Below are 23,978 nucleotides of genomic sequence, written 5' to 3'. Positions count from 1 at the left end.
GGCGGGGCTCACCGAACTACCCTCGTTGTCATGTCGTTATCGCAGGACCGCTCCGCTGGACCCGCCGTCGACGGCGGAACACCGGCGGATTCGCGTTCGGTGGCGTCGTTCGGTGTGCTCAGCGTGATGGCCGGGTGTATCGCCGCGGTGGTCGCGGCCGTGGTGGTCGGGTTGTCGGCGGCGCACGCGCTGCGTTTGCTCGGGATACCCGATCCGGGGGCATTGACAACATATGGGTTGCCCGCGTTGCGGGCGGTGGCCGATCTGGCTGCCGCGGTGACGGTGGGTTCGCTGCTGTTCGCGGCGTTTCTGTTGCCGCCGCGCGATGGTGGGCTGCTGGAAGCGGGCGGGTATCGGGCGGTGCGGCGAGCCTCGGACGCGGCGCTGGTGTGGGCGGGCAGCGCGGCGCTGTTGGTGCCGTTGACGGTGTCGGATACCACGGGTCAGCCGGTGGATGCGCTGTGGCGGCCGGAGATGTTGTGGCCGGTGATCGCGCAGGTCGAGGTGGCGGGGGCTTGGCGTACGACGGTGTTGTTCGCGCTGATCGTGGCGATCGGCTGCCGGTGCGCGTTGCGCTGGGGGTGGACGCCGGTTCTGCTGGCGGGTGCGCTGGTGAGCATGATGCCGCTGGCATTGACCGGGCATTCGTCGTCGGGTGGCTCCCACGATGTGGCGACCAATTCACTGATTTTGCACATGGTGTCGGCCTCGATTTGGGTGGGCGGGTTGGTCGCGGTGCTGGCACACGCGATGCGCGGGGGTGCGAATACCGATATCGCCGCTCGGCGGTTCTCGGTGGCCGCGACCATCTCGATCGTGGTGATCGGCCTGAGCGGCGTGGTCAATGCCTGGGTGCGGGTGCCGTTCTCCGATCTGTTCACGACCACGTATGGCCGGCTCGTGCTCGCGAAGGCGGCCGCGTTGCTGGTGCTGGGTGCCATCGGTTATCTGCAGCGTCGCGCCGCGCTGCCTGCGCTTGCGGCCGACTCGCGCGATCGCGGTGCGCTGATTCGCTTCGCCGGGGTGGAGATGTTGATCTTCGCGGCGACCATCGGCCTGGCTGTCGGCCTCGGGCGTACTCCGCCTCCACCGCCCACGGCGATCCCGACGCCGGTCGAAGTGGAGCTGGGTTACAACCTGGCCGGACCGCCGACCGTGACGCGACTGCTGTTCGACTGGCGTTTCGACCTGATCTTCGGAACGTTGGCGATCGTGCTGGCCGCGCTGTATCTGCTCGGTGTGTACCGGCTGCGCAAGCGCGGCGATGCCTGGCCGGTCGGACGGACCATCGCCTGGTGCAGCGGTTGTTTGGTGTTGTTGCTGGCCACGTCGTCGGGTGTCGGCCGGTATTCGCCGGCGATGTTCAGCGTGCACATGGGCGCGCACATGGCGTTGTCGATGCTGGCGCCGATCCTGCTCGCCCTCGGCGGCGCGGTGACTCTGGCACTGCGCGCGTTGCCGCCCGCCGGGCGCGGTGGAGTGCCGGGCCCGCGCGAGTGGATTCTGGCGGCCGTGCACAACCCGGTCTCCCGGTTCCTCACCCAGCCCGTGGTGGCGTCGGTGATCTTCGTGGCCGGGTTCTACGCGCTGTACCTGGGCGGCATCTTCGACGCCTACGTCGACTCGCACGCCGCCCACCTGATGATGAACACGCACTTCCTGCTCAGCGGCTACCTGTTCTACTGGGTGGTGATCGGCATCGATCCCAAACCGCGCGAGGTGGCGCCGCTGACCAAGCTCGCGATGGTGTTCGGCACGCTGCCGTTCCACGCGTTCTTCGGGATCGCGCTGATGAGCATGACCACGGTGCTGGGCGACTGGTTCTATCGCACGCTGGACCTGGGCTGGCGCATCGACCTGCTCGCTGACCAGCGCAACGGCGGCAGTTTCGCCTGGGCCAGCGGCGAGATCCCGCTGGTGGTGGTGATGCTGGCGCTGCTGATCCAATGGTCGCGCAGCGACACCAGGCTGGCCAAGCGCACCGACCGGGCCGCCGACCGCGACAACGACGCGGAACTGACCGCCTACAACGCGATGTACTCCGAGCTGGCCCGCCGCGACCGCGAGGTCCGTCGGTGACCGGTGTGCAGTCCGGTGAATCGACGCGACGCACCGAACCGGAACGGGTGTTGCGCACCGACGTTCGGGAAGCGCGACGTCGGCTGGCCGGACGGGTGCGTAAGACGCCGGTGTTCCACACGAGTGTGGAGGGGCCGCACGGGCCGGTGCCGGTATCGCTGAAGATGGAATTCCTGCAGCATGGTGGCACTTTCACTGTGCGTGGTGCCCTCAATGCTCTGCTCGCTGCCGACGACGGGGCCGACCAGGTGGTGGTCGCTTCGGCGGGGAATGCGGGGATCGCGGTCGCGTTGGCCGCCGCGCAGTTGGGCAAGGAATGCACGATCGTGGTGCCCGAGTCCGCGCCGCACACCAAGGTTGCCGCGATGTGGGCGCACGGGGCCGAAGTGCTGTGGCACGGAACGACTTACGCGCAGGCGCAGGAACGTGCGGTGAGCCTGGCCGCCGAGCGTGGGGCCGACCATCTGCACGCCTATGACATGCCCGCCGTGGTCGCGGGTGCCGGAGTTGTCGGGCTCGAGCTGGAAGAACAGGTGCGCGGGCGGCCGCCGGTGCTGGCCGCGGTCGGCGGCGGTGCGTTGATCGCGGGTCTGGGTGCGGCGCTGGGTAAACGCAGGCAGATCATCGGGGTCGAATCCGAGCACCTGCCGGTGTTGTCGGCGGCGCTCGAGGCGGGCGGGCCGGTGGATATCGAGGCGACCGAGGTGCTGTGCGCGACGCGGGTCGGCGATATCGCCTTCGATATCGCCCAGCGGCATCAGATGCCGGTGCTGTCGGTCGCCGACGACGCGGTCGCTGCTGCTCGGGAGTATCTGTGGCGCGAATTCCGTGTGGTGGTCGAGCTCGAGGGTGCTGCGGCGCTGGCCGCGGTGCAGAGCGGGATGTACACGCCGGCACCCGGTGTGCGGCCGATTGTGGTCCTGTGCGGGGCGAATACCGAACTTCCGGTGCTCTGACACACGCGATATCCACAACCGAGAAACTTATCCACAGATCGGCTGGGCGCCTGCCACCTGTGCATTTCCACGTCATCCTTGAGTGGTCAGAGCAACAGGAATCGAGCGGGGGGCGGGCACGATGTACGAGGCACACTCGACGGTGATCGGGACCGTCATCACAGAACCGGTGCGGCGCGATCTGAGCACCGGGGAGCAGATGCTGACTTTCCGAATGGCGAGCAACGCACGACGGTTCGACGCCAAAGCGGGGGAGTGGACCGACAACGGGACTTTGTATCTCACGGTCAGTTGTTGGCGAAGGCTGGTGGCGGGGGTGGATCAGTCGTTGCATCGGGGTGATCCGGTGATCGCCTACGGGCAGCTGCGGTCCAACGAGTATCGCGGCAAGGACGGCACCGATCGGCGGGATCTGGAGATGCGCGCGATCGCGGTGGGGCCAGATCTGGCGCGCTGCCATGCCAGCGTTGTTCGCCGGTCGGAGGGTCTGCGATCGCTGCCACACGCGACGGTGCGCAATATCTCCGACGCGGGTAGCGCTGCCCTACCGAAGGCCGACGACGCTGCCACCGGGTATGCGTCGACCGACCCCGTTGCCGTAGCCTCTACGACCGTGGCGGATGCTGTCCCCGCGCGATCGCCGGACGTGGTGCCAAGCGCCAACGGTGTCGAGCAGGTCGACGCTTGAGGGTCGGTTCCGCGGCACTGGTCCCTTCCCTGTTTCCTCCACCGATAGGCTTGCGCGTATGGCTGAGTTCATTTATCAGATGATCAAGGTTCGCAAAGCACACGGCGACAAAGTCATCCTCGACGACGTGTACTTGAACTTCCTTCCCGGCGCCAAAATCGGTGTCGTTGGTCCCAACGGCGCCGGTAAATCCAGCGTGCTGAAGATCATGGCGGGACTGGACCGGCCCAACAACGGTGAGGCGTTCCTCGGCGCGGGCGCCACGGTCGGCATCCTCATGCAGGAACCCGATCTGAACGAAGAGAAGACCGTCCGCGGCAACGTGGAAGAGGGCCTGGGCGAGGTCAAGGTCAAGCTGGACCGGTTCAACGAGATCGCCGAACTGATGGCCACCGAGTACTCCGACGAGCTCATGGACGAAATGGGCCAGCTGCAGGAGTTCCTCGACCACGCCGACGCGTGGGATGTCGACTCCCAGCTCGAACAGGCCATGGACGCGCTGCGCTGCCCGCCGCCGGACGCGCCGGTCACCAACCTCTCCGGTGGTGAGCGCCGCCGTGTCGCGCTGTGCAAGCTGCTGCTGAGCAAGCCCGATCTGCTGCTGCTGGACGAACCGACCAACCACCTCGACGCCGAGAGCGTGCTGTGGCTGGAGAAGCACCTCGCCGACTACCCGGGCGCCGTGCTGGCCGTGACCCACGACCGGTACTTCCTCGACAACGTCGCCGAGTGGATCCTCGAACTCGACCGTGGCCGTGCCTACCCCTACGAGGGCAACTACTCCACCTACCTGGAGAAGAAGGCGCAGCGCCTCGAGGTGCAGGGCAAGAAGGACCAGAAGCTGCAGAAGCGGCTCAAGGACGAACTGGCCTGGGTGCGCTCCGGCGCCAAGGCCCGTCAGGCCAAGAACAAGGCTCGCCTGGGTCGCTACGAAGAGATGGCGGCCGAGGCCGAGCAGCACCGCAAGTTGGACTTCGAGGAGATCCAGATCCCCGCGGGTCCGCGCCTGGGCGACATCGTGGTCAACGTGTCGAACCTGGACAAGGGCTTCGGCGATCGCCAGCTCATCAAGGACCTGTCGTTCACGCTGCCGCGCAACGGCATCGTCGGCGTCATCGGGCCCAACGGTGTCGGTAAGACCACGCTGTTCAAGACCATCGTCGGTCTCGAATCCGCCGACAGCGGCGAGGTGAAGGTCGGCGAGACGGTCAAGCTCAGCTACGTCGACCAGAACCGTGGCGGCATCGACCCGAAGAAGAACGTCTGGCAGGTCGTGTCCGAAGGCCTGGACTTCATCCAGGTCGGCAACCAGGAGATGCCCTCGCGCGCCTACGTCAGCGCGTTCGGCTTCAAGGGTCCGGATCAGCAGAAGCCGGCCGGTGTGCTCTCCGGTGGTGAGCGCAACCGTCTGAACCTGGCGCTGACCCTCAAAGAGGGCGGCAACCTGATCCTGCTCGACGAACCGACCAACGACCTGGACGTGGAAACCCTCAGTTCGCTCGAGAACGCGCTGGACCAGTTCCCCGGCTGCGCCGTGGTGATCTCCCACGACCGGTGGTTCCTCGATCGCACCTGCACCCACATCCTGGCGTGGGAGGGCGACAACGACAACGACGCCAAGTGGTACTGGTTCGAAGGCAACTTCGAGGCCTACGAGGCGAACAAGATCGAGCGCATGGGCGCGGAAGCCGCACGCCCGCACCGTGTTACGCACCGCAAGCTGACCCGCGACTGATTCTCGCGGTCGGTGTGACGGCCCGGTGGAACGATCTGTGAATGGTCGATCCGCCGGGCCGTCTGCGTCGGTGCCGTCTGCCGTTCATCCGGTGTTGCGCAAGTTACCGGCGCGGCAAGCGAAAATTCCCACAGCGTGTTCGTCTACCCGCCGCTAGTCTCGAATTCGCGCCACAAGCGTTGCGAAATCGAAGCGATCCACAACCATGGGAGTTGGCTAAGCGATGACGGTCTCGGAAATCTCGAGCGCGGCGTGGGCCGCGGGAATGCCGCAGAGTCTGCGCGGCGATCTCGCGACTCTCGAGCAGGCGTACTTCCGACACGTGGACGCCGGCGACATCGACTTCCCGATCCCTGGAATCACCCAGATCTTCCGGCACCACATGGAATTGGCCGCGGTCCGGCGGCCGGGCAACGCCAAGGTCCGCGTGCACCACCCCGACGACGGCACGGGGATGGGCGCGGCGGTGCAGGTGGTCACCGACGACATGCCGCTGCTGGTGGAGTCGATCACCGCGGCGCTTGGCCGCATGCAGGTCACCGTGTCCGAGGTGATCCACCCGATCTTCGAGGTCACCCGCGACGCCGACGGAGACCTCACCGGCGCGGCGGCGCACGAAGTGGACGGCAACGGGGCCACCGGGCTCACCGAGTCGTGGATGCACCTGCAGCTGCACCCCTCGACCAGCCGGGCGCAGCTCGACGACATCGAGCGCACCATGCCCGAGGTGATCGCCGATGTGCGCCAGGTGATCGACGACACCGAAGCCATGGCCGCAGTACAGAGTTCGCTGGCCGACGAGCTCGATCGGGCCGCAGACTCGAGCTCTACGCCGTTCCCCGCGGTCGAGGTGGCCGATTGCGCGCAGTTGCTGCGCTGGTTGGCTGCGGGCAATTTCACGCTGCTCGGGTATGCCCGCTACCGGCGCGAGGTCCGCGACGGGCACACCGTGTCCACGCCGGTGCCCGGCGCGAGCCTGGGGGTGCTTCGCCCCGATATCGGCACCGACTTCCAGGTGCCCATCAACGGCGAGGACCGGCCGCTGCTGCTGCTCACCCAGGGCCTGGTGCGCGCGACCGTGCACCGCTCGGTGTACCCGTACTTCGTCGGCGTCGCCGATGTCGACGCCGCGGGCGCGGTGGTGGGTGTGCACCTGTTCATCGGGGTGTTCACCGTGAGCGCGGTGCACGAGAACGTGCTCGACATCCCGGTGATCAACCGCCGGGTGCGCACCGCGATCGAGGGTGCGGGCTTCGACAAGGATTCGTTCTCCGGGCAGGCGATGCTCGAGGTGATCGAGTCGTTCCCGCGCACCGAACTGTTCTCCGCCGACACCGATGCCATGCGCCGCACTGCGGTCGCGGTGCTGGGTGTCGGATTGCGCAGGCAGGTAAGGCTTTTCCTGCGCAGCGACGGGTACGGCCGCTTCGTGGCCTGCATGGTGTACCTGCCGCGCGACCGCTACACCACCGCGGTGCGCCTGGAAATGCAGGAGATCCTGGTCGCGGAACTGGGCGGGGTGGACATCGACTATTCGGCACGGGTGAGCGAAAGTGAGCTCGCCAGTGTGTATTTCACGGTGATGCTGCCCGCCGAAGCCAAAGGTGTTGCCGCCCCTGATACGTCCGAGGACAACCGGCTGCGGCTGCAGACCCTGCTGAACGACGCCAGCCACACCTGGGACGACCGCATCGGTGACGCGGTCGCGTCCTCGACGCTGATCGATCCCGCTGTGGTGAAACGGTATTCGGAGGCACTGCCCGAAAGTTACAAGGAGGACTTCGCGCCCGATCGCGCGCTGGCCGATGTGGTGCGCCTCGAGCACCTCGCCGAGGGCGGCATCGACCAGTACCTGTACCGCAGGCCAGAGGCGGCGCCCGGTTCGTGGCGGTTCAGCCTGTACATCGCGGGCACCGGGGTGTCGCTGAGTCAGGTGCTGCCCGTGCTGCAGAGCCTGGGCGTGGAAGTGGTCGACGAACGGCCCTACCAGCTCGAACGCGAAGGCGGCACCGAGCGCTGGATCTACGACTTCGGCCTGCAGGCGCGTCCGGAACTGCTGCGCAACGCCCTGGGCGGTGACCTGGACGCCGCACTGCTGCTCGAGGCGCCCGGCCAAGCCGACGCACTGCGCACCCGCTTCACCGAGGCGTTCGAGGCGGTCTGGTACGGCCGCGCCGAAGCCGACGGCCTCAACGAACTCGTGCTGCGCGCCGGGCTGCCGTGGCGGTCGGTCGCGATCCTGCGCGCGTACGCGAAATACCTGCAGCAGGCCGGATTTCCGTACTCGCAGGCCAATATCGCGCGGGTGCTGCTGGCGCATCCGGAGGTCGCGCGCGATTTCGTCGACCTGTTCGCCGCCCGATTCGATCCGGACACGGTCTCGGTCGACAAGGCCGTGGCGATCGAGGCACGGGTGCGGGCCGGGATCGACGACGTGGTCAGCATGGACGCCGACCGCATCCTGCGCGCCATCCTCGGCCTGATCAAGGCCACCCTGCGCACCAACAACTACGTCGTGGACGCCGACGGCCGACCGCGCGACTACCTGGCGTTGAAGGTGGAACCGCGCGAGATCGCCGAATTGCCCAAGCCGCGACCACAATTCGAAATCTTCGTGTACTCGCCGCGCGTGGAGGGTGTGCACCTGCGGTTCGGCTCGGTCGCGCGCGGTGGGCTGCGCTGGTCCGATCGCCTGGAAGACTTCCGCACCGAGATCCTGGGCCTGGTCAAGGCGCAGGCGGTGAAGAACGCGGTCATCGTGCCCGTGGGCGCCAAGGGCGGTTTCGTGGTGAAACGTCCGCCCGCGGCCACCGGCGACCCGACCGTGGACCGTCAGGCCGGCATCGCCGAGGGCATCGCCTGCTATCGCACGTTCATCTCCGGGTTGCTCGACGTCACCGACAATGTCGACCTGGCCACCGGCGCGGTGCTGCCGCCGGACCGGGTCGTTCGCCGCGACGGCGACGACACCTACCTGGTGGTCGCCGCGGACAAGGGCACCGCCAGCTTCTCCGATATCGCCAACGAGGTGGCGCAGAACTACGGCTTCTGGCTGGGCGACGCGTTCGCCTCCGGCGGCTCGGTCGGCTACGACCACAAGGCGATGGGCATCACCGCCAAGGGTGCGTGGGAAGCGGTCAAACGCCACTTCCGCGAGATGGACATCGACACCCAGAGCCAGGAATTCACCGTCGTCGGCGTCGGCGACATGAGCGGTGACGTGTTCGGCAACGGGATGCTGCTGTCCCCGCACATCCGGTTGGTCGCCGCCTTCGACCACCGCCACATCTTCCTCGACCCGAACCCCGACGCCGCCACCTCCTTCGCCGAACGCGAACGGCTGTTCGCGCTGCCGCGATCGTCGTGGGCCGACTACGACCGCAGCCTGATCAGCGAGGGCGGCGGCGTGTTCGAGCGGACCGTGAAGTCGGTGCCGATCTCGCCGCAGGCCCGTGTCGCGCTGGGCCTGCCCGATTCGGTGCAGACGCTGTCGCCGCCGGAACTGGTGCGCGCGATCCTGCTCGCGCCGGTGCAGCTGCTGTGGAACGGCGGCATCGGCACCTACGTGAAGGCGAGCTCGGAAACCAATGCCGACGTGGGCGACAAGTCCAACGACGCGGTGCGAGTCGACGGAAACCAGTTGCGGGTCAAGGTGATCGGCGAAGGTGGCAACCTGGGTGCCACCGCCCTGGGTCGAATCGAGTTCTGCCGCAACGGCGGCAAGATGAACACCGATGCCCTGGACAATTCCGCGGGCGTTGACTGCTCCGACCACGAGGTCAATATCAAGGTCCTGCTCGACGGCGTGGTCAGCGCGGGCGGACTCGACCCCGCCGACCGTAATCCGCTGCTGGCCTCGATGACCGACGAAGTCGCGGCAATGGTGTTGCACGACAACGTCGATCAGAACGTGTTGATCGGCATCTCCCGCACCGACGCACCGCACATGCTCACCGTGCACGGCCGCGTGATCGCCGACCTGGAACGGCGACGCGGTCTGGACCGGGAACTGGAAGCGCTGCCGTCGCCCGCGGAACTGGCCCGCCGCCACGACGAGGGCACGGGCCTGGCCTCCCCGGAGCTGGCCAACCTGCTCGCGCACGTGAAGCTGGGACTCAAAGCCGATCTGCTGGACACCGACCTGCCCGACAGCGCCTTCTTCGCCAGCACCCTGCCGCTGTATTTCCCGACCCCGCTGCGGGAACGGTTCGGCGCGGCGATCAAGAAGCACCGGCTGCGCCGCGAGATCGTCACCACGATGATCGTCAACGAGGTCGTGGACTACGGCGGCATCACCTACGCGCATCGTCTCAACGAGGAAGTCGGGGCCACCACCACCGACACCGTGCGCGCGTTCGCCGCGGTCACCGAGATCTTCGGGCTGCACGACATCTGGTCGCGCATCCGCAGCGCCGACGCCCCGACCGCGGTGCGCGATCTGCTCGAACTGGAGTCCAAGCGGACCCTGGACCGCGCCTCGCGCTGGCTGCTGAGCAACCGCCCGCAGCCGGTCGCGGTCGGCGCGGAGATCAATCGGTATCACCGCCGAGTGCAGGAGCTGGCACCGCAGGTGCCCGGCTGGTTGCGTGGGCATCACGTCACCTCGCTCACCCAGGGCGCGGCCGAGCTGATCGCGCGCGGGGCCCCGACCGACCTGGCCACCGAGGTGTTCGGACTGCTGGGGTTGTACCCGCTGTTGGACATCGTCGATATCGCCGACATCACCGATCGTGACGGTGCCGAAGTAGGCGCGCTGTACTACGCCCTGAACGAGCATCTCAAGATCGACTGGCTGCTCGAGGCGGTGAGCCACCTCGAACGCGGCGACCGCTGGCACGCGCTGGCTCGCCTTGCCCTGCGCGACGACATGTACGGTTCGCTGCGCTCGCTGACCCTGGATGTGCTGTCCGCGGGTGACCCGGAGGAAACCGCCGACGAGAAAATTGCATACTGGGAGTCGAAGAACCAGTCCCGACTCGGCCGTGCGCGCGCGGCACTGTCGGAACTGTTCGAGTCCGGGACCCACGACCTCGCCACACTGTCGGTTGCCGCACGACAGGTGCGGAGCATGGTGAGCGGGGTGGGCGCCCAATCGGAGGTACGGTGACGAGTTCGCCGAACGGCAACACCGCCACGCCCGCGGCAGACCTGGTGCTGCCGCAGCGTTTTCACGCCAAGGTCGAGATCCGCTGGTCGGATATGGACGTGTTCCAGCACGTCAACCACGCCCGAATGGTGACCCTGTTGGAAGAGGCACGGATTCCGTGGCTGTTCGACGACGACAAGCCGACGGCGTCGATGGGGCGCCAGGGTTGTGTGCTGGTCGACCTGCACGTGAAGTACCGCGGGCAGTTGCGGCACGAGGACACACCGCTGGATATCGCGATGTGGGTCAAGCAGTTGCGCGCGGTCGATTTCACGATCGGCTACGAGGTGCGGGCCAACGGCGCGGCCCCCGATTCGCCGCCCGCGGTCATCGCGACCACCCAGCTGGCCGCGTTCGACATCGACACCCAGCGTTTGCGCAGGCTCAGCGAGACCGAACGCGACTATCTCGCGTTGTGGCGGGCCTGATTTCGTGAGTTCTGAACAGCGGGTACTGCACACACCCGACCCGGCGGAACGCGAGAACCTGGCGACGTTTCTCACCCGCGCTCTCCGCCTCGACCCCGCCGCGGTGGTTCGGCTGCGGCGGCGCGGCTCCAGTCTCGTCTCCGCTTGGGTGACAACAGGTTTCGAGACCCTGGCAGTGCGCACGATCACCGCCGAACTCGGGGTCGACGATGTCACCGTCGGAGCCGACATGGTCCTGGCGGGATTGAGCACCGGTCATCCGATCGACCTCGGGTACTCGATGGATTCCGCATGGCGGGGCGCGCTGCCGCCGACCGACGGCTTCACCCACGTCGACGATGTGCCCGCTCGGACGCTGGTCGAGTTGGCCGAGCGTGGGGCCGAGGTGGCCCGCGATCACGGTGGTCCCAAGGGGCCGCCCGCTTCGCTGCTGGATCAGTCGGTGCTCACCGTGACCGGCGCGGACGATCTCGAGGTTCAGGTCCCGATGCGGGTCGTGTTCGCGCTCACCGCGATGGACTTCATTCCGCACGCGGGGGAGAAGACTGAGTCGCGGCGTATTCAGCCGTCGGAGTTGGTTCGGGTTCGGGCCACGCGGACGTGGTTGCGGTTGGATGCCCGGTATGGGTCGGTGGCACGGCGTCTGGGCGGCGGGATTCCTTTGTCGCCCAGCTGAATTGCTGCCGTGGCGGATTGGGGTCGCCCAGCTGAATTGCTGCCGTGGCGGATTGGGGTCGCCCAGCTGAATTGCTGTCATGGCGGATTTTGGGTTTGCAGGGTGCCGCTGCCGCCCGCCGGGCATGGGTGGTGCGGGCTTAGTGGTTTGGGGTCAGTGAACGCCCACCAGTCGCAGCAGGGCCGTTGTCGTTGCCGCGGCCAACACGGTGACCAGCAGTGGAGCGCGGCGCCAGGCGAGCAGGCCGCCGACGGCGACGCCCGCGGGTAGCGCGATGCCCATGTGGTCGGAGCCGGTGGGCAGGGTCGCGGTGGCTACCAGGGCTGCGAGCAGGATGAGGGCGCCGGTGTCCAGCAGGTGTATTGCCTTGGGGGACAGGCGTAGTCGATGGCGCATCGCGGGTCCGGTCCAGCGCAGGGCGTAGGTTCCCACCGCCAGGGCCAGCATCGCGGGGAGCAGGTACGGCGCGCTCATGTCATTTCCGTACTGATCGAAGCGGCGGTCGGACGAAGAGTCATGCCGCTACCGCCTCGGCCACGGGTGCAGGCGTGCGCAACGCGAACACCAGTCCGCACAGTGCGATCAGGATCGGCAGACCCGCCGGGACGAACGGCGCGACCACCACGGCCACTCCGGCCCCGACCAGCACTGGACGCAACGTCGCCCGGTCGCGCAGCGCGGGCAGGATCAAGGCCAGCAGAATCACCGGGAACACCGCGTCCAAGCCGAGCGCGGAAGTGTCGGGCACCAGCGAGCCCAGGGCGGCACCGAGGGTCGCGCCGAGCGGCCAGCACAGCGCCACGCCGATCCCGCAGGCCCAATACGCGGCGCGTTTGCGTTCAGGATTGCCGGGTGCCGCGGCGAAGGCCGCCGATTCGTCGTTGAGCATGTGGATGCCCAGTGCGCGTTTCCAGCCCTGCCCGAACACTTCCGGCGCCGCCAACCCGTACGGCAGATGCCGCGCGTTGAGCAGCAGACCGGCCACCATCGCCGCCAGGGGACTGCCACCGGCGGCGACGATGCCGAAGAACAACAGTTCCGACCCGCCTGCCAGCACCGTCACCGCCATCACGATCGGCATCCACATCGGGAATCCGGCCGCGATCGTGGACGCACCGTAGGACACTCCGAACAGGCCAACGGCAAAGCACGCCGCGGCTACGGCAGCCGCGGTTCCCCGGTCGAGTGTTCGCCATATCGAACGCATGTTGTTTATAGTGAACGCTGAGGGTGGGTAAAGTCAACGCGGTATCGCACGGCCCCAGGAGGCGTAGATGGACCGGCAGGACCCTGTCGTCGGACCGCCCCAGGCGGTGATCGCGGCCGCGCTGCGGCGTGAACGCGCGCGTGCCGGGCTCTCGCTGACCGAGGTGGCCAGCCGGGCGGGTGTGGCGAAATCCACACTGTCGCAACTGGAATCGGGCACCGGCAATCCCAGCCTGGAAACCCTGTGGGCACTGTGTGTCGCGCTGGAGATGCCGTTCTCCCGGCTACTGGATCCCCCGCGCGCCAACGTTCAGGTCATCCGCGCCGACGAGGGTTCGCCGGTCCCGTCCGCGGATGCCGACTACCGGGTGACGTTGCTCGCAGCGGGCCAGTCGCTGACTCGCTGCGACGTCTACCGCATCGCCGCCGAGCCCGGCCACATCCGCCGCTCCGACCCGCACACCCCCGGCGTGGTCGAACACGTCGTGCTCGCGGCAGGTCATGCCATGGCAGGCCCGGCCGACGAGCCCGTGGAGATGCGCCCCGGCGACTACATCCGCTACCTGGGCGATCTCCCGCACATCTTCGAAGCCCTCGAACCGGGAACCTGGGCCACGATGGTGATCGAAAGCGCCTGAACCGCCGGTGTCAGGCGGCTCCCTCGCCCAGATACTGCAACCAGATCGGATCCAGATCGGCGGTGGTCGACAGCAGCCGCCAGTGCGGTCCCTTGGGCGAGACCAGCGGGTGGCGCAGGTGCCAACCCAGATCGACCAGCATCTTGTCGGCTTTGCGGTGATTGCAGGGGGCGCAGCTGGCCACGCAGTTCTCCCACGAGTGTTCGCCGCCGCGACTGCGGGGGATCACGTGGTCGATGGTTTCGGCTTTGCCGCCGCAGTACCCGCATCGGTAGTGGTCGCGATGCATGAGCGCGGCGCGGGTCATCGGCACGCGGGCGCGGTAGGGCACGCGCACGTAGGTGCGCAGGCGGATGACGGACGGAATGGCCACTGCCGAGCCCGCGGAGTGCAGGACCGGGCCTTCGGGGTCTTCGTGGACAGCGTCTGCCTTGGCGCAGATCAGCAGCACGACGGCGCGACGCGCGGACAGCGCGGTGAGTGGCTCGTAGGTGGCGTTCAGGAGCAGGACCCGGCGTTTGCGCCAGGCGGCGGCGTCGTGGTCTCCGGCGAGATGAAGTGGCGCGGGGATATGGGTGTGATCGGACAGGATGTGCAGCGGAACAGCCCCCGAGCCCCGATTGTGGACGTCGGCGGGCTGGAGTTGTCGGTGCGCACGCACCTCGTGTGAACGAGTGCTGGGTCGCTGCTTCATCGTCGTGACCTCAATTTCATGATTGGCAGGATCATGTGGTATCTGGGGCCGATACTGCCCTCAGTTGACCATGGTTCCGGCGGTATTGCACGGCTATTTTTCAAACTTCCGGGTGAACTGTGGTTGAAGGGCAGCGCGTTCGTGACCGACCCGTTCGGGGCGCGGCGAACCGGGGCACAATGGAGCGCGTGACTTCCGGTGAGCAGACAACGACCTCCTTCTACGAAGCCGTGGGCGGCGCGGAGACGTTTCGCCGTCTGGTGTCGGTGTTCTATCGCGAGGTCGCGGCCGACGAGATCCTGCGACCGCTGTACCCGGAAGAGGACCTCGGTCCGGCTGAGCGTCGATTTCGGATGTTTCTCGAGCAGTACTGGGGCGGTCCGCGCACCTACTCCGACGAGCGCGGGCATCCGCGGTTGCGGATGCGGCACAACCCGTTCGTGATCGGTCCGCTGGAACGCGACGCGTGGATGCGGTGCATGCGGATCGCCATCGGCGAGATCGAACCCGCGATCCTGGACAACGAACATCGCAAGGCCCTGCTCGACTATTTCCAAATGGCCGCATCCTCCTTGCAGAACTCGACGATCTGACCCTCACGGGCGGCGCCACCCAGCGTACGGGTGCCCGGTGTTCGCTGATGTCGAGAACATGGCCGCCCGATTTCGCGCCGATGCCGTCTTTTACCACGATGTAACGCCGCGGCGTGGCGAACGCTGGCAATTTGCCAGATTCGCAGAAAGTCTCGCCTCAGATGATTAATGTCGGCGACCTTTGGCAATATTGCACGTGTGACACAGACACCTGCCTCGCTGGTGCCGGGGGAAGCAAGCACCGCTCCATGGTGGAAAACGGCCGTGTTCTATCAGGTCTATCCGCGTTCGTTCGCCGACTCCGATGGTGACGGGGTCGGTGATCTGGGCGGGGTGCGCGAGAAGATGGGGTACCTGGAGCTATTGGGCGTCGACGCGTTGTGGATCTGTCCGGTGATGCGTTCACCGCAGGCCGACGGCGGGTACGACGTGTCCGATCCGCGCGATATCGACCCGCTGTTCGGTGGGCTGGAAGCACTGGACGCGTTGATCGCCGAGGCACACGATCGCGAGATCAAGGTGACCATGGACCTGGTGCCCAACCACACCAGCGTCGAACACGCGTGGTTCCACGCCGCGGTGGAGGCGTCGCCGGGCAGTCCCGAGCGTGCCAGGTACATCTTCCGTGACGGTCGCGGGAAGAACGGCGAGCAGCCGCCCAACAACTGGCCCAGCATCTTCGGCGGCCCGGCGTGGACCAGGGTCACCGAGGCCGACGGCACCCCGGGCCAGTGGTACCTGCACATCTTCGCGCCCGAGCAACCCGATCTGAACTGGGACAATCCCGAGGTCGCCGCCGATTTCGAGAAGACCCTGCGGTTCTGGCTCGACCGTGGCATCGACGGGTTCCGTCTCGACGTCGCGCACGGCATGGCCAAGCCGGAAGGTCTGCCCGATATGGCCAAGGTGCAGACCAAGATGTTGGTCAACGACGACGACGATCCCCGCTTCAACAACCCCGGCGTGCACGCGATCCACCGCCGCATCCGCACGGTGCTCAACGACTACCCGCAGGCGGTGTCGATCGGCGAGGTGTGGGTCGACGACAACGTCCGATTCGGCGAATACGTGCGCCCCGACGAACTGCACCTGGCGTTCAACTTCCGGCTGGCCGAGACCCCGTTCGCCGCGGACAAGGTCCACGAGGCGATCACGCACTCCCTGGACGCGGTCGCCGCCGCGGGCGCACCGCCCACCTGGACGCTGTCCAACCACGACATCGCGCGCGAGGTGACCCGCTACGGCGGCGGCAAAACCGGTGTCGCGCGGGCGCGCGCGATGATGATGGTCGAACTCGCCCTGCCCGGCGCGGTGTTCATCTACAACGGCGCCGAACTGGGCCTGCCCAATGTCGACGACCTGCCCGAAGACGTTCTGCAGGACCCGGTGTGGCAGCGATCGGGCCACACCGAACGCGGTCGCGACGGGTGCCGGGTGCCGATGCCGTGGGAGGGCGCCACCACCCCGTTCGGTTTCACCACCGGTAAGCCGTGGCTGCCGATCCCCGCCGACTGGGCCGATCGCACCGTCGAAGCGCAACTGGAAACCCTGCACTCGACACTGTCGCTGTACCGGTTGGCGATCGACCTGCGCGGCACCCGACCGGAGTTCGGCGGGCAGCGCATCGAGTGGTACGGCAGTCCCGACGGCTGCCTTGCCTTCCGTCGTCCGGGCGGGCTGATCTGCGTGCTCAACGCCTCGGAGAACACGATCCAGCTGCCGCCGGGCGAGGTGTTGCTGTCGAGCGCACCGGTCACCGACGACCGGTTGCCACCGAACGCGGCGGCCTGGTTGGTGTAACCGCAGACGGACACGCGAGGCGGAAACCGGTGGCCGGAGGATGAACTACTACACAGCATCGTCTACCGTGGCAGCGTGAGCATTCTCGAGACAGTGCTGATCTTCGTCGGCATCCCGGCCGCGATCTACTTCGCGATCGCGGGCTTGTCCTATCTCGGTAAGCCATTCTCCGGTGAGAAGCCGGCCCACTTCGCACTCGGGCAGAAGTGGACCCACCGGCCGGTGCTGTGGAGTGCTACCGATGAGGTGACCGCCGCGGCGGGTCACCACACCGCCGAGCCGCATGGCAGCCATGCGGCTCTCGAAACCGCGCATGCGGACCTGATCGGAGGCCGGGCAAGTGGCAAGTTCTAATTGGCCCGCGGTGGTCGATGCCGACCTGCCGCACGGGTTCGTGGTGACCAGCAGTGGCCGCGTGTCCGGTGTGCACGAGCCCGGTGCGATGTTCGACGAGGTGCCGTTCACCGATCGTGAACGGGTGGCCCTGGACAACGCGCTCACCGAGGCGACTCGCGCGACCAAGGTCCGTTTCAACATCTACCTCGGTGACCTGGGCACCGATCCGGCGGCCGGTGCCGACGCGATCCTGCCCAACACCCCGGAGTCGGCCCACTCGGTGCTGATCGCGGTGTCCCCGAACCAGAGTGCGATCGAGGTGCGTTCGGGTGCCGATGTGGCCGAGCGTGCCAACGACCGCATCTGCCAGCTCGGCGTCACCGCCGCGTCGGCCTCGTTCCGTCAGGGCAACCTGATCGACGGCCTGATCTCCGCGGTCCGCGTGATGTCGGCGGCGATGGGTCGCTAGTACTTCTTCGACCGTGCGGCGCGTTCACTGTGAAAGGTGAACGCGCCGTTCGTGTTCGCGGGGAAAGGTTGCTCGGTCACCGTGGGATGCCAGGTCGCGCACGGGGTTCGCGTAACCTGGTCCGCGGTCTATCGGCAGTCGGCGTAGTGGGGGGAACTTGTACAGACGTATCGCTTCGGTGTTCGTGGCGGCTTGCCTGGCGTTGACCGCTTCGGCCTGCGCCGACGACAGCACGCCGGTCGAATTCGCCGCGGCCGCTCCTTTGTCGGAGTTCTACAACCCCAGCGCGGAATCGATTCCGGGACCGCGTGGTTCGGTGATCCGTTCGCAGCCGCTGTCCGGGTCGCACGCCGTGCCGGGGGCCCGCAACTTCCTGACGCTGTACCGATCGCTGGACGCGCAGGAACGGCCGGTCGCGGTGTCGGGGACGCTGGCGGTGCCCGAAGGCGTTGCGCCCGAAGGTGGTTGGCCGCTGATCTCCTGGGCGCCAGGGAGTACCGGGGTCGCCGATGTGTGCGCGGCGTCGCGGTCCGAAGGGTCCACGCCGAGTCGGGACGAGCAGGCCCGCTGGGTTGCCGAAGGGTACGCGGTGGCCAGGACCGATTATGTGGGACTGGGTACGCCCGGCGATCACGGCTACCTGATCGGCGAGACCGAACATCGCGCGATGGCCGATATCGCTACCGCGGCACGGGAAGTCGACAAAACCGTCGGTGCGCGCTGGGTGGCGATGGGGCACTCGCAGGGCGGTCACGCGGCCCTGTTCGCCGCCGCGGACTCCGCCGGTTGGGCCCCCGCCTCGCCGCTGCTGGGCGCCATCGCGCTCGCGCCCGCCTCGCATCTGGGCGAACAGGTCCGCATGGCGAAATGGGCGGCGTCGAACCCGCTGGGCAAACTCGGCACGGGCGACATCTCGATCTACGTGCCCCTGCTGGTGCGCGGCGCCCAGACCATCACCGACGTCGATCCGGCACGCTTCCTCACCGACCGCGCCCGGTCGCTGCTGCCGGTCGCCGACGCCGAATGCACCGGCGGACTGCGCGATCAATGGGGCGGACTGTCGCCGAAGGACGTGTTCACCTCCGACGGTGATGTGTCCGGGCTGCTGCGCGTGCTCGACGACAACGACCCGGGCGGCTTGCGATTCACCGTTCCGGTGCTGGTGCTGCAGGGTAAGTCCGATCTCACGGTTCCGCTGGCATCGACCGATGACATGGTTCGCGAACAGCAGGGACGTGGGGAATCGGTCGACTACCGCAAGTACGACGACGTCGACCACAGTCACATCGTGTCGGCGTCCTTCGCCGATGCACTGAGCTGGGCAGACAAGCTTTTCTGAGTCTTTGGAGCGCTGGCGCGCTCGAGCGGGGCCCTTCGGGCCCCTGATCTTCCCTCCCTCCGGGTACTCCTTCGTCGCACCCTCCACTCAGTCCAGATCAGGGCGGGCCCCTTGAAGAGACGTATCGGTGCGCTCGAGCGGGGGCCGGTTCGGGTTACGCCCAGAGCAGATGACCGCGGGGATTCGGCTCGCGAGTTCTACGCTGGCGGGTATGGGCGAGCACAGCGGGTTGCGGGTGATTCCAGGCGGACGTGGGGAACGGCAGCCTGAACCTCTGTGGCGTGAGGCGCTGGGCGAACGCCTGCGTGCGCTGCGCTTGGAGCAGGGCTGCACGCTGGTGGATACCGCAGGTCGGGCGGGTATTTCGCCGCAGTATCTGTCCGAGGTCGAACGCGGGCGTAAGGAGCCGTCGAGCGAGATGATCGCGGCGCTCGCGGGGGCCCTTGGCACTTCGTTGGGTGAACTCGTCGCCCAGGTGGCGGAATCGATGCGCAAGTCCGCGCTGGTGCCCGCGCGTGCGGTGGTGCTGGGCGGACAACGTCAGATCGCGCAGATCAGGTCCGTTCCGATGGCGCCGAACGCGGTCTTGCTGGCCGCCTGATCGGCGGATCAAGATCACCAGGCTATGAGGGATTTTCTCTCTCGCGCGATGTTTGCGTGGTTGCCTGGTGATCAATCGTCCAGGTCGGTGCGGCTCAGGCTGTGCGGACCGAAGCGATCTGGCTGCGGAGCAGGTCCACGATCGCGCTGACCGGCAGTTCGGGGTCGATCGCGCGTTGCACGCCTAGGCCGATGCCCATCGAAAGTAATTGCAGCGCAGCGTCTTCCGGCGACATCGTGAGCTCGAGCCCGTGCTCGTCGGCTTGTGCGCGGACCACCGTGGCCAGCATCGCGGTGAGGCCGCTTCGCCGTTTCGCGAGCTCGGCGCGCACCTCGGGCATGTGCCGGGTGCTGGTGGCGAACTCGACTTCCAGCGCGGTCCAGCCGACATCACCGATATTCTCGTCGGCCCACCGCGCGAAACCTTCGATGCGCTCGGCCATGGTGTCGTGCGCCAGCATCGCGGCGATCAGCGACTCCGCCCGCTGCACGTGCACCACGTCGAGCACGGCCAGGCCAAGTTCGTGTTTGGTCGCGAAGTTGGAATAGACCGCGCCCTTGGAGAACCCGGCCTCGGTAGCGACCTTTTCCAGCGAGGTCACGTTGTAGCCGTCGGCCAGGAACAGGCGGGTGGCCGTTTCGACCAGACGCTCACGAGTGAGTGCGTGCGACTCCTTGCGCGTCATCCTGGCCATGTGCAGGAGTTTAGCAAATGGGCTACCGCTGGAACTCGAATACCGTTAGTATTCGAAACATGACTACACGACGTGGCGTGGCCATCGGTTGCGGAGGGCTGCTCGGTTTCGCCTGGACCGCCGTCGCCCTCGACGCCGTCGAACGCGCGCTGAACTGGGATATCCGCACCGCCGAGGTCTTGATCGGCACGTCCGCCGGCGCCGAACTCGTCGCCGCGCTGGGCTCGGGCCGCACACCCACCGACCTGCTCGCGGCCCTGGACGCCACCCCCGACGCCGACCCGATCCTGGCCGCTCACGTCGCCGTCGACCCGGGCAAACTCCCCCCACTGCCCGCCCTCGCCTTCCCCGCCATCGGCCTGGTCGGCGCGGGCTTGCGCACCCGCTCGCCCTATACCGCCCTGGCCGGCCTGCTCCCGCGCGGCCGCGGCGACGCGAGTTGGCTGCGCCGGTACGGCCAAGCGCTGGCTGAACCTGGGGGTTGGGTCAGCCACCCCTCGACGTGGGTAGTCGCCGCCGACGCGACAACGGGCGAGCGAGTGGCTTTCGGCGCCAACGCGCACGACATCGCCGAAACGGCGAAGGGTGCGCGAGCCGCCGCTGATGTGCGCGATGCGGGAAAGGGCGCGCGAGCCGCCGTTGACGTGCGCGATGTGGCGAAGAGTGCGCGAGCCGCCGCTGATGTGCGCGACGAGGCAACCGGTGGGCGAGGCGTCGGCGCACAGGACGCGGTCGACATCGGTGACGCGATTGCCGCCTCGTGGGCGATTCCCGGCTGGTTTCCGACCGTGCGGATCGGCGGGCGCGACTACGTCGACGGCGGTTCGGTGTCCTCGGTCTCGGCCGATCTGCTGGCGCCGTTGCAGCTGGACGAGGTGGTGGTGATCGCCCCGATGACGTCCGAAGGTGGCGCCCCGGCCACCGGTGTCGACCGCGTCGAGCGGCTGCTGCGCGCACAGATGACCCGCGGCCTCGACCGTGAAATCGCCCTGCTGCGGGCGGCGGGCACCCGCGTGATCCGTGTCGAACCGGGTCGCGAGGAACTCGCCGCGATGGGCCCCAACTTCATGGACGCCGTCCGGCGCCCCGCCACCCTGGCCGCGGCCCGTCGCGCTATCGATGCGCGGGTCGCCGCCGCGATCCACACGGCCGACCGGGTATCCGCATGATCGGCAACCAAGTTTCGACCAGTTGTGTTGAGGCCGTGCGTTTCTCGCGCGCTCACGCCGTTGGCTCTGTTTCGCTCGAAGGAGAAATCTGATGACCGTGCACCACGAAGTAATCGTGATCGGAGCCGGCATTTCCGGCATCGCCGCCGCGATCAAACTGGCCGATGCGGGCATCGACGATGTCGTGATCGTGGAGAAGGCGCACGCGTACGGCGGCACCTGGCGGGCCAACACCTACCCGGGTTGCGCGTGCGATGTGCCGTCGGGGCTGTACTCGTTCTCCTTCGCGCCCAACAGTGAATGGTCGCGGCTGTTCGCGACCCAGCCGGAGATCCTCGAGTACGTGGACAAGGTCGCGCGTGAGCACGGGCTGGTCGAACGCACCCGCTTCGGCGTTTCGGTGGTGGGCACCCGGTGGGACGGCGCCGCGAACCTGTGGCGTGTCGAAACCGACCAGGGTGAGATGACGGCGCGTTTCGTGGTGTCGGCGGCGGGCCCGTGGAACGAACCGAACCTGCCGTCGATCCCCGGCCTCGCCGACTTCCCCGGCGAGGTGTTCCACTCCGCCCGTTGGAATCACGACTACGACCTGCGCGGCAAGCGTGTCGCGGTGGTCGGGTCCGGTGCGTCGGCGGTGCAGTTCGTGCCCGCGATCGCGCCCGACGTCGCCCAGCTGCACCTGTTCCAGCGCACCGCGCAGTGGGTGCTGCCCAAGCCCGACCATCGCGTGCCCAACGTCGAGAAGCGGGTGATGCGACGAATCCCGTTCGCGCACAAGGTTTTGCGCTCGCTCGAATACGGCATGATGGAGGGTCTGGGTGTCGCGTTCCGGCATCCGCGTCCGCTGATGCAGGTCGTGCAGTCCATCGGTTCGGCGTATCTGCGTGCGGTGGTGCGTGATCCGGAACTGCGCGCCAAGCTCACGCCGGACTACCTGCTGGGCTGCAAGCGAATCCTGTTCTCCAACAACTATCTTCAGTCGCTGACCCGTGACAACGTCGACGTGCACGCCACCGCGGTGCGCGAATTCCGGGGCAACACCGTGGTCGGCGCCGACGGCACCACCGCCGAAGTCGACGCCGTCATTCTCGGCACCGGCTTCCACATCCTGGACTCCCCACTGTCGGACGTGGTGGTCGGCGCTGACGGCCGCACTATGGCGCAGCACTGGAAGGGCTCGCCCGAGGCCTATCTGGGCACCGTCACCACCGGGTTCCCCAACTCGTTCACGGTGCTGGGCCCCAGCTTGGGCACCGGGCACTCGTCGGCGTTCGCCATCCTCGAAGCCCAGGTGGCCTACCTGACCTCGGCCATCTCCGCCGCCCGTCGCGAAGGCTGGGCGGCCCTGGACGTGCGCCCCGAGGTGCAGTCGGGCTACGTCGACCAGGTGCAGGAAGCGCTGGCGACCACCGTCTACAACGCCGGCGGCTGCCGCAGCTACTACATGGACGTCAACGGCCGCAACAGCTTCAGCTGGCCCTGGTCCACCGGCGAACTCACCTCCCGCGTGAGCACGTTCGACCCCGCCGACTTCACCATCACCCACGCCGCGGCAGTCTCCGCATGAGTGCCGTGCGCACGACCTACCCGCGAAACCGGGTCACCACGCCATGAGCAGTCCTCCGATCGATCTCGCCGAGATACCGGTCGTTTCCACTCGCGCTACCTGCTCGGTCGCGCACGTACGTACTCGACGAGAGGCCACGACATGAACTACCCACGGATCGACCTCGAAGGCGCCACCATCGCGATCACCGGTGCCGCCCGTGGCATCGGACTGGCCACGGCCAAAGCCTTCATAGAAGCCGGCGCGTACGTGGCGCTCGGCGACCTCGACGAAGCGTTGGCCGTGCAAGCCGCCGCCGACCTCGGTGATCACGCGATGGGTCACGCTCTCGACGTGACCGACAAGTCCTCGTACGCAACATTTCTCGACGCCGCGGCACAGTGGCGCGGGCTGCCGCTGGACGTGCTGGTGAACAACGCCGGCGTGATGCCCAACGGGGCGTTCCTGGAACAGTCCGACCGGATCGACCAGCTCACCATGGACGTCAACGTCTACGGCGTCATCCACGGCATGCGCCTGGCGCTGCCCGGCATGGTCGAGCGCGGGTGCGGGCACGTGGTGAACGTGGCGTCGCTGGCGGGCAAGTTCCCACTGCAGGGTTTGGCTGTGTACAACGCCAGCAAGTTCGCGGTGGTCGGTCTGACCGCGGCCACCCGCCTCGAGATGGAAGGTACCGGCGTCAGCGTGAGCACGGTGCTGCCGTCGGCGGTGCGCACCGAGCTCAGCTCCGGCATCGACCTGGGTTTCCTGCCCACGGTGGACCCCGAGGACATCGCCGCCGCGGTGGTGCGCACGGTGAAGACTCGGGCGGGCGAGACGTCGGTTCCCGGGTATGTCGGGGTGTTGGCGAACGCGCACGGGCTCATCCCGGGGCCGGTCATGCGGGCCTTCCGCAAGGTGGCTCACGATGACGCCGCGATCTCGCGGGTGGACGACGATGTGCGTCGGGTCTACCTGGATCGCATCGAAAAGCAGTGAGTGTCGAGTAGTCGCGCCAAGCAGGACCGCCTGCGCCCGGCGTAATCGACCACTTCGTCGCGTCCGAGTCGATATTTTCGACTGAACACGGCTGAAGTGGTCGATTACGCCGGACAAGCTCGACGTCGACCGGACGCGTGAGGCCGAATCGGGTCACTGCAGTCCGATGGCGTCGGCGTCGGCGTG

Annotated in this window: 21 protein-coding genes; 17 read left to right on the top strand and 4 right to left on the bottom strand. The window is 67.5% G+C overall.

Going from position 1 to position 23,978, the window contains the following annotated elements:
- Window positions 1-30: 30 nt before the first annotated feature.
- The 7 genes from ACFWU5_RS20070 (at window position 31) to ACFWU5_RS20040 (ending at window position 11,708) form a co-directional block, all read left to right on the top strand.
- The gene (locus tag ACFWU5_RS20070) at window positions 31-2,079 is read left to right on the top strand and encodes a cytochrome c oxidase assembly protein (protein WP_379268211.1); all 2,049 of its coding nucleotides are present in this window, start codon (window positions 31-33) and stop codon (window positions 2,077-2,079) included.
- Window positions 2,076-3,035, top strand: coding sequence for a serine/threonine dehydratase (locus ACFWU5_RS20065; protein ID WP_379268210.1), 960 nt, complete (start codon window positions 2,076-2,078; stop codon window positions 3,033-3,035). The genes ACFWU5_RS20070 and ACFWU5_RS20065 overlap by 4 nt, the downstream gene beginning before the upstream one ends.
- A gap of 121 nt (window positions 3,036-3,156) precedes the next feature.
- On the top strand, window positions 3,157-3,723 hold the full coding sequence (locus tag ACFWU5_RS20060) for a single-stranded DNA-binding protein (protein ID WP_379268209.1): 567 nt from the start codon (window positions 3,157-3,159) through the stop codon (window positions 3,721-3,723).
- A gap of 58 nt (window positions 3,724-3,781) precedes the next feature.
- A complete protein-coding gene (gene ettA / locus ACFWU5_RS20055; RefSeq protein ID WP_379245010.1) occupies window positions 3,782-5,458 on the top strand; it encodes an energy-dependent translational throttle protein EttA in 1,677 nt (558 codons plus the stop codon).
- 223 nt (window positions 5,459-5,681) lie between these two features.
- A complete protein-coding gene (locus ACFWU5_RS20050; RefSeq protein ID WP_379268208.1) occupies window positions 5,682-10,565 on the top strand; it encodes an NAD-glutamate dehydrogenase in 4,884 nt (1,627 codons plus the stop codon).
- A 41-nt stretch (window positions 10,566-10,606) separates the two neighbouring features.
- A complete protein-coding gene (locus tag ACFWU5_RS20045; RefSeq protein ID WP_379245134.1) occupies window positions 10,607-11,032 on the top strand; it encodes an acyl-CoA thioesterase in 426 nt (141 codons plus the stop codon).
- Window positions 11,033-11,036: 4 nt separating this feature from the next.
- Window positions 11,037-11,708 carry a hypothetical protein gene (locus ACFWU5_RS20040; protein WP_379245014.1) on the top strand — a complete coding sequence of 224 codons (672 nt, stop codon included), beginning with the start codon at window positions 11,037-11,039 and terminating at the stop codon, window positions 11,706-11,708.
- 153 nt (window positions 11,709-11,861) lie between these two features.
- Here the strand turns inward: ACFWU5_RS20040 and ACFWU5_RS20035 are convergent, their stop codons facing one another.
- Window positions 11,862-12,182: an AzlD domain-containing protein gene (locus ACFWU5_RS20035; protein ID WP_379245016.1), complete on the bottom strand. Its 321-nt coding sequence runs from the start codon at window positions 12,180-12,182 to the stop codon at window positions 11,862-11,864.
- A 40-nt stretch (window positions 12,183-12,222) separates the two neighbouring features.
- Entirely contained in the window at window positions 12,223-12,915 is a 693-nt protein-coding gene (locus tag ACFWU5_RS20030) for an AzlC family ABC transporter permease (protein WP_379268207.1), read from the bottom strand.
- A gap of 67 nt (window positions 12,916-12,982) precedes the next feature.
- On the opposite strand from ACFWU5_RS20030, the gene ACFWU5_RS20025 reads away from it, so the two are divergent.
- Window positions 12,983-13,552 carry a helix-turn-helix domain-containing protein gene (locus tag ACFWU5_RS20025; RefSeq protein WP_379245020.1) on the top strand — a complete coding sequence of 190 codons (570 nt, stop codon included), beginning with the start codon at window positions 12,983-12,985 and terminating at the stop codon, window positions 13,550-13,552.
- A 10-nt stretch (window positions 13,553-13,562) separates the two neighbouring features.
- Here the strand turns inward: ACFWU5_RS20025 and ACFWU5_RS20020 are convergent, their stop codons facing one another.
- The gene (locus ACFWU5_RS20020; protein ID WP_379245022.1) at window positions 13,563-14,246 is read right to left on the bottom strand and encodes an HNH endonuclease; all 684 of its coding nucleotides are present in this window, start codon (window positions 14,244-14,246) and stop codon (window positions 13,563-13,565) included.
- A gap of 179 nt (window positions 14,247-14,425) precedes the next feature.
- On the opposite strand from ACFWU5_RS20020, the gene ACFWU5_RS20015 reads away from it, so the two are divergent.
- From ACFWU5_RS20015 to ACFWU5_RS19990, 6 genes are all read left to right on the top strand, one after another.
- A complete protein-coding gene (locus tag ACFWU5_RS20015; RefSeq protein ID WP_379268206.1) occupies window positions 14,426-14,839 on the top strand; it encodes a globin in 414 nt (137 codons plus the stop codon).
- A gap of 198 nt (window positions 14,840-15,037) precedes the next feature.
- A complete protein-coding gene (locus tag ACFWU5_RS20010; protein ID WP_379268205.1) occupies window positions 15,038-16,639 on the top strand; it encodes a glycoside hydrolase family 13 protein in 1,602 nt (533 codons plus the stop codon).
- A gap of 75 nt (window positions 16,640-16,714) precedes the next feature.
- The gene (locus ACFWU5_RS20005) at window positions 16,715-16,993 is read left to right on the top strand and encodes a hypothetical protein (protein WP_379245028.1); all 279 of its coding nucleotides are present in this window, start codon (window positions 16,715-16,717) and stop codon (window positions 16,991-16,993) included.
- A complete protein-coding gene (locus tag ACFWU5_RS20000) occupies window positions 16,980-17,444 on the top strand; it encodes a DUF5130 domain-containing protein (RefSeq protein ID WP_379245030.1) in 465 nt (154 codons plus the stop codon). The genes ACFWU5_RS20005 and ACFWU5_RS20000 overlap by 14 nt, the downstream gene beginning before the upstream one ends.
- Before the next feature lie 157 nt (window positions 17,445-17,601).
- Complete coding sequence (locus ACFWU5_RS19995) at window positions 17,602-18,783, top strand: alpha/beta hydrolase family protein (protein WP_379268204.1); 1,182 nt, start codon at window positions 17,602-17,604, stop codon at window positions 18,781-18,783.
- A 211-nt stretch (window positions 18,784-18,994) separates the two neighbouring features.
- Window positions 18,995-19,384: a helix-turn-helix domain-containing protein gene (locus ACFWU5_RS19990; RefSeq protein WP_379268203.1), complete on the top strand. Its 390-nt coding sequence runs from the start codon at window positions 18,995-18,997 to the stop codon at window positions 19,382-19,384.
- Between the two features lie 94 nt (window positions 19,385-19,478).
- Here ACFWU5_RS19990 and ACFWU5_RS19985 read toward each other — a convergent pair whose 3' ends face one another.
- Window positions 19,479-20,078 carry a TetR/AcrR family transcriptional regulator gene (locus ACFWU5_RS19985; RefSeq protein ID WP_379268202.1) on the bottom strand — a complete coding sequence of 200 codons (600 nt, stop codon included), beginning with the start codon at window positions 20,076-20,078 and terminating at the stop codon, window positions 19,479-19,481.
- A gap of 59 nt (window positions 20,079-20,137) precedes the next feature.
- Here ACFWU5_RS19985 and ACFWU5_RS19980 point away from each other — a divergent pair, with 59 nt between their 5' ends.
- From ACFWU5_RS19980 to ACFWU5_RS19970, 3 genes are all read left to right on the top strand, one after another.
- The gene (locus ACFWU5_RS19980) at window positions 20,138-21,247 is read left to right on the top strand and encodes a patatin-like phospholipase family protein (protein WP_379268201.1); all 1,110 of its coding nucleotides are present in this window, start codon (window positions 20,138-20,140) and stop codon (window positions 21,245-21,247) included.
- Between the two features lie 91 nt (window positions 21,248-21,338).
- The gene (locus ACFWU5_RS19975; RefSeq protein WP_379268200.1) at window positions 21,339-22,814 is read left to right on the top strand and encodes a flavin-containing monooxygenase; all 1,476 of its coding nucleotides are present in this window, start codon (window positions 21,339-21,341) and stop codon (window positions 22,812-22,814) included.
- A gap of 141 nt (window positions 22,815-22,955) precedes the next feature.
- Window positions 22,956-23,792, top strand: coding sequence for an SDR family oxidoreductase (locus tag ACFWU5_RS19970; RefSeq protein ID WP_379268199.1), 837 nt, complete (start codon window positions 22,956-22,958; stop codon window positions 23,790-23,792).
- Window positions 23,793-23,978: the final 186 nt, after the last annotated feature.

This window comes from Nocardia sp. NPDC058640, from assembly GCF_042716995.1.
In the GTDB taxonomy this organism is placed as follows: domain Bacteria; phylum Actinomycetota; class Actinomycetes; order Mycobacteriales; family Mycobacteriaceae; genus Nocardia.
Note: the sequence above shows the minus strand (reverse complement) of the source record. Positions and strands in the feature narration are given on the sequence as shown.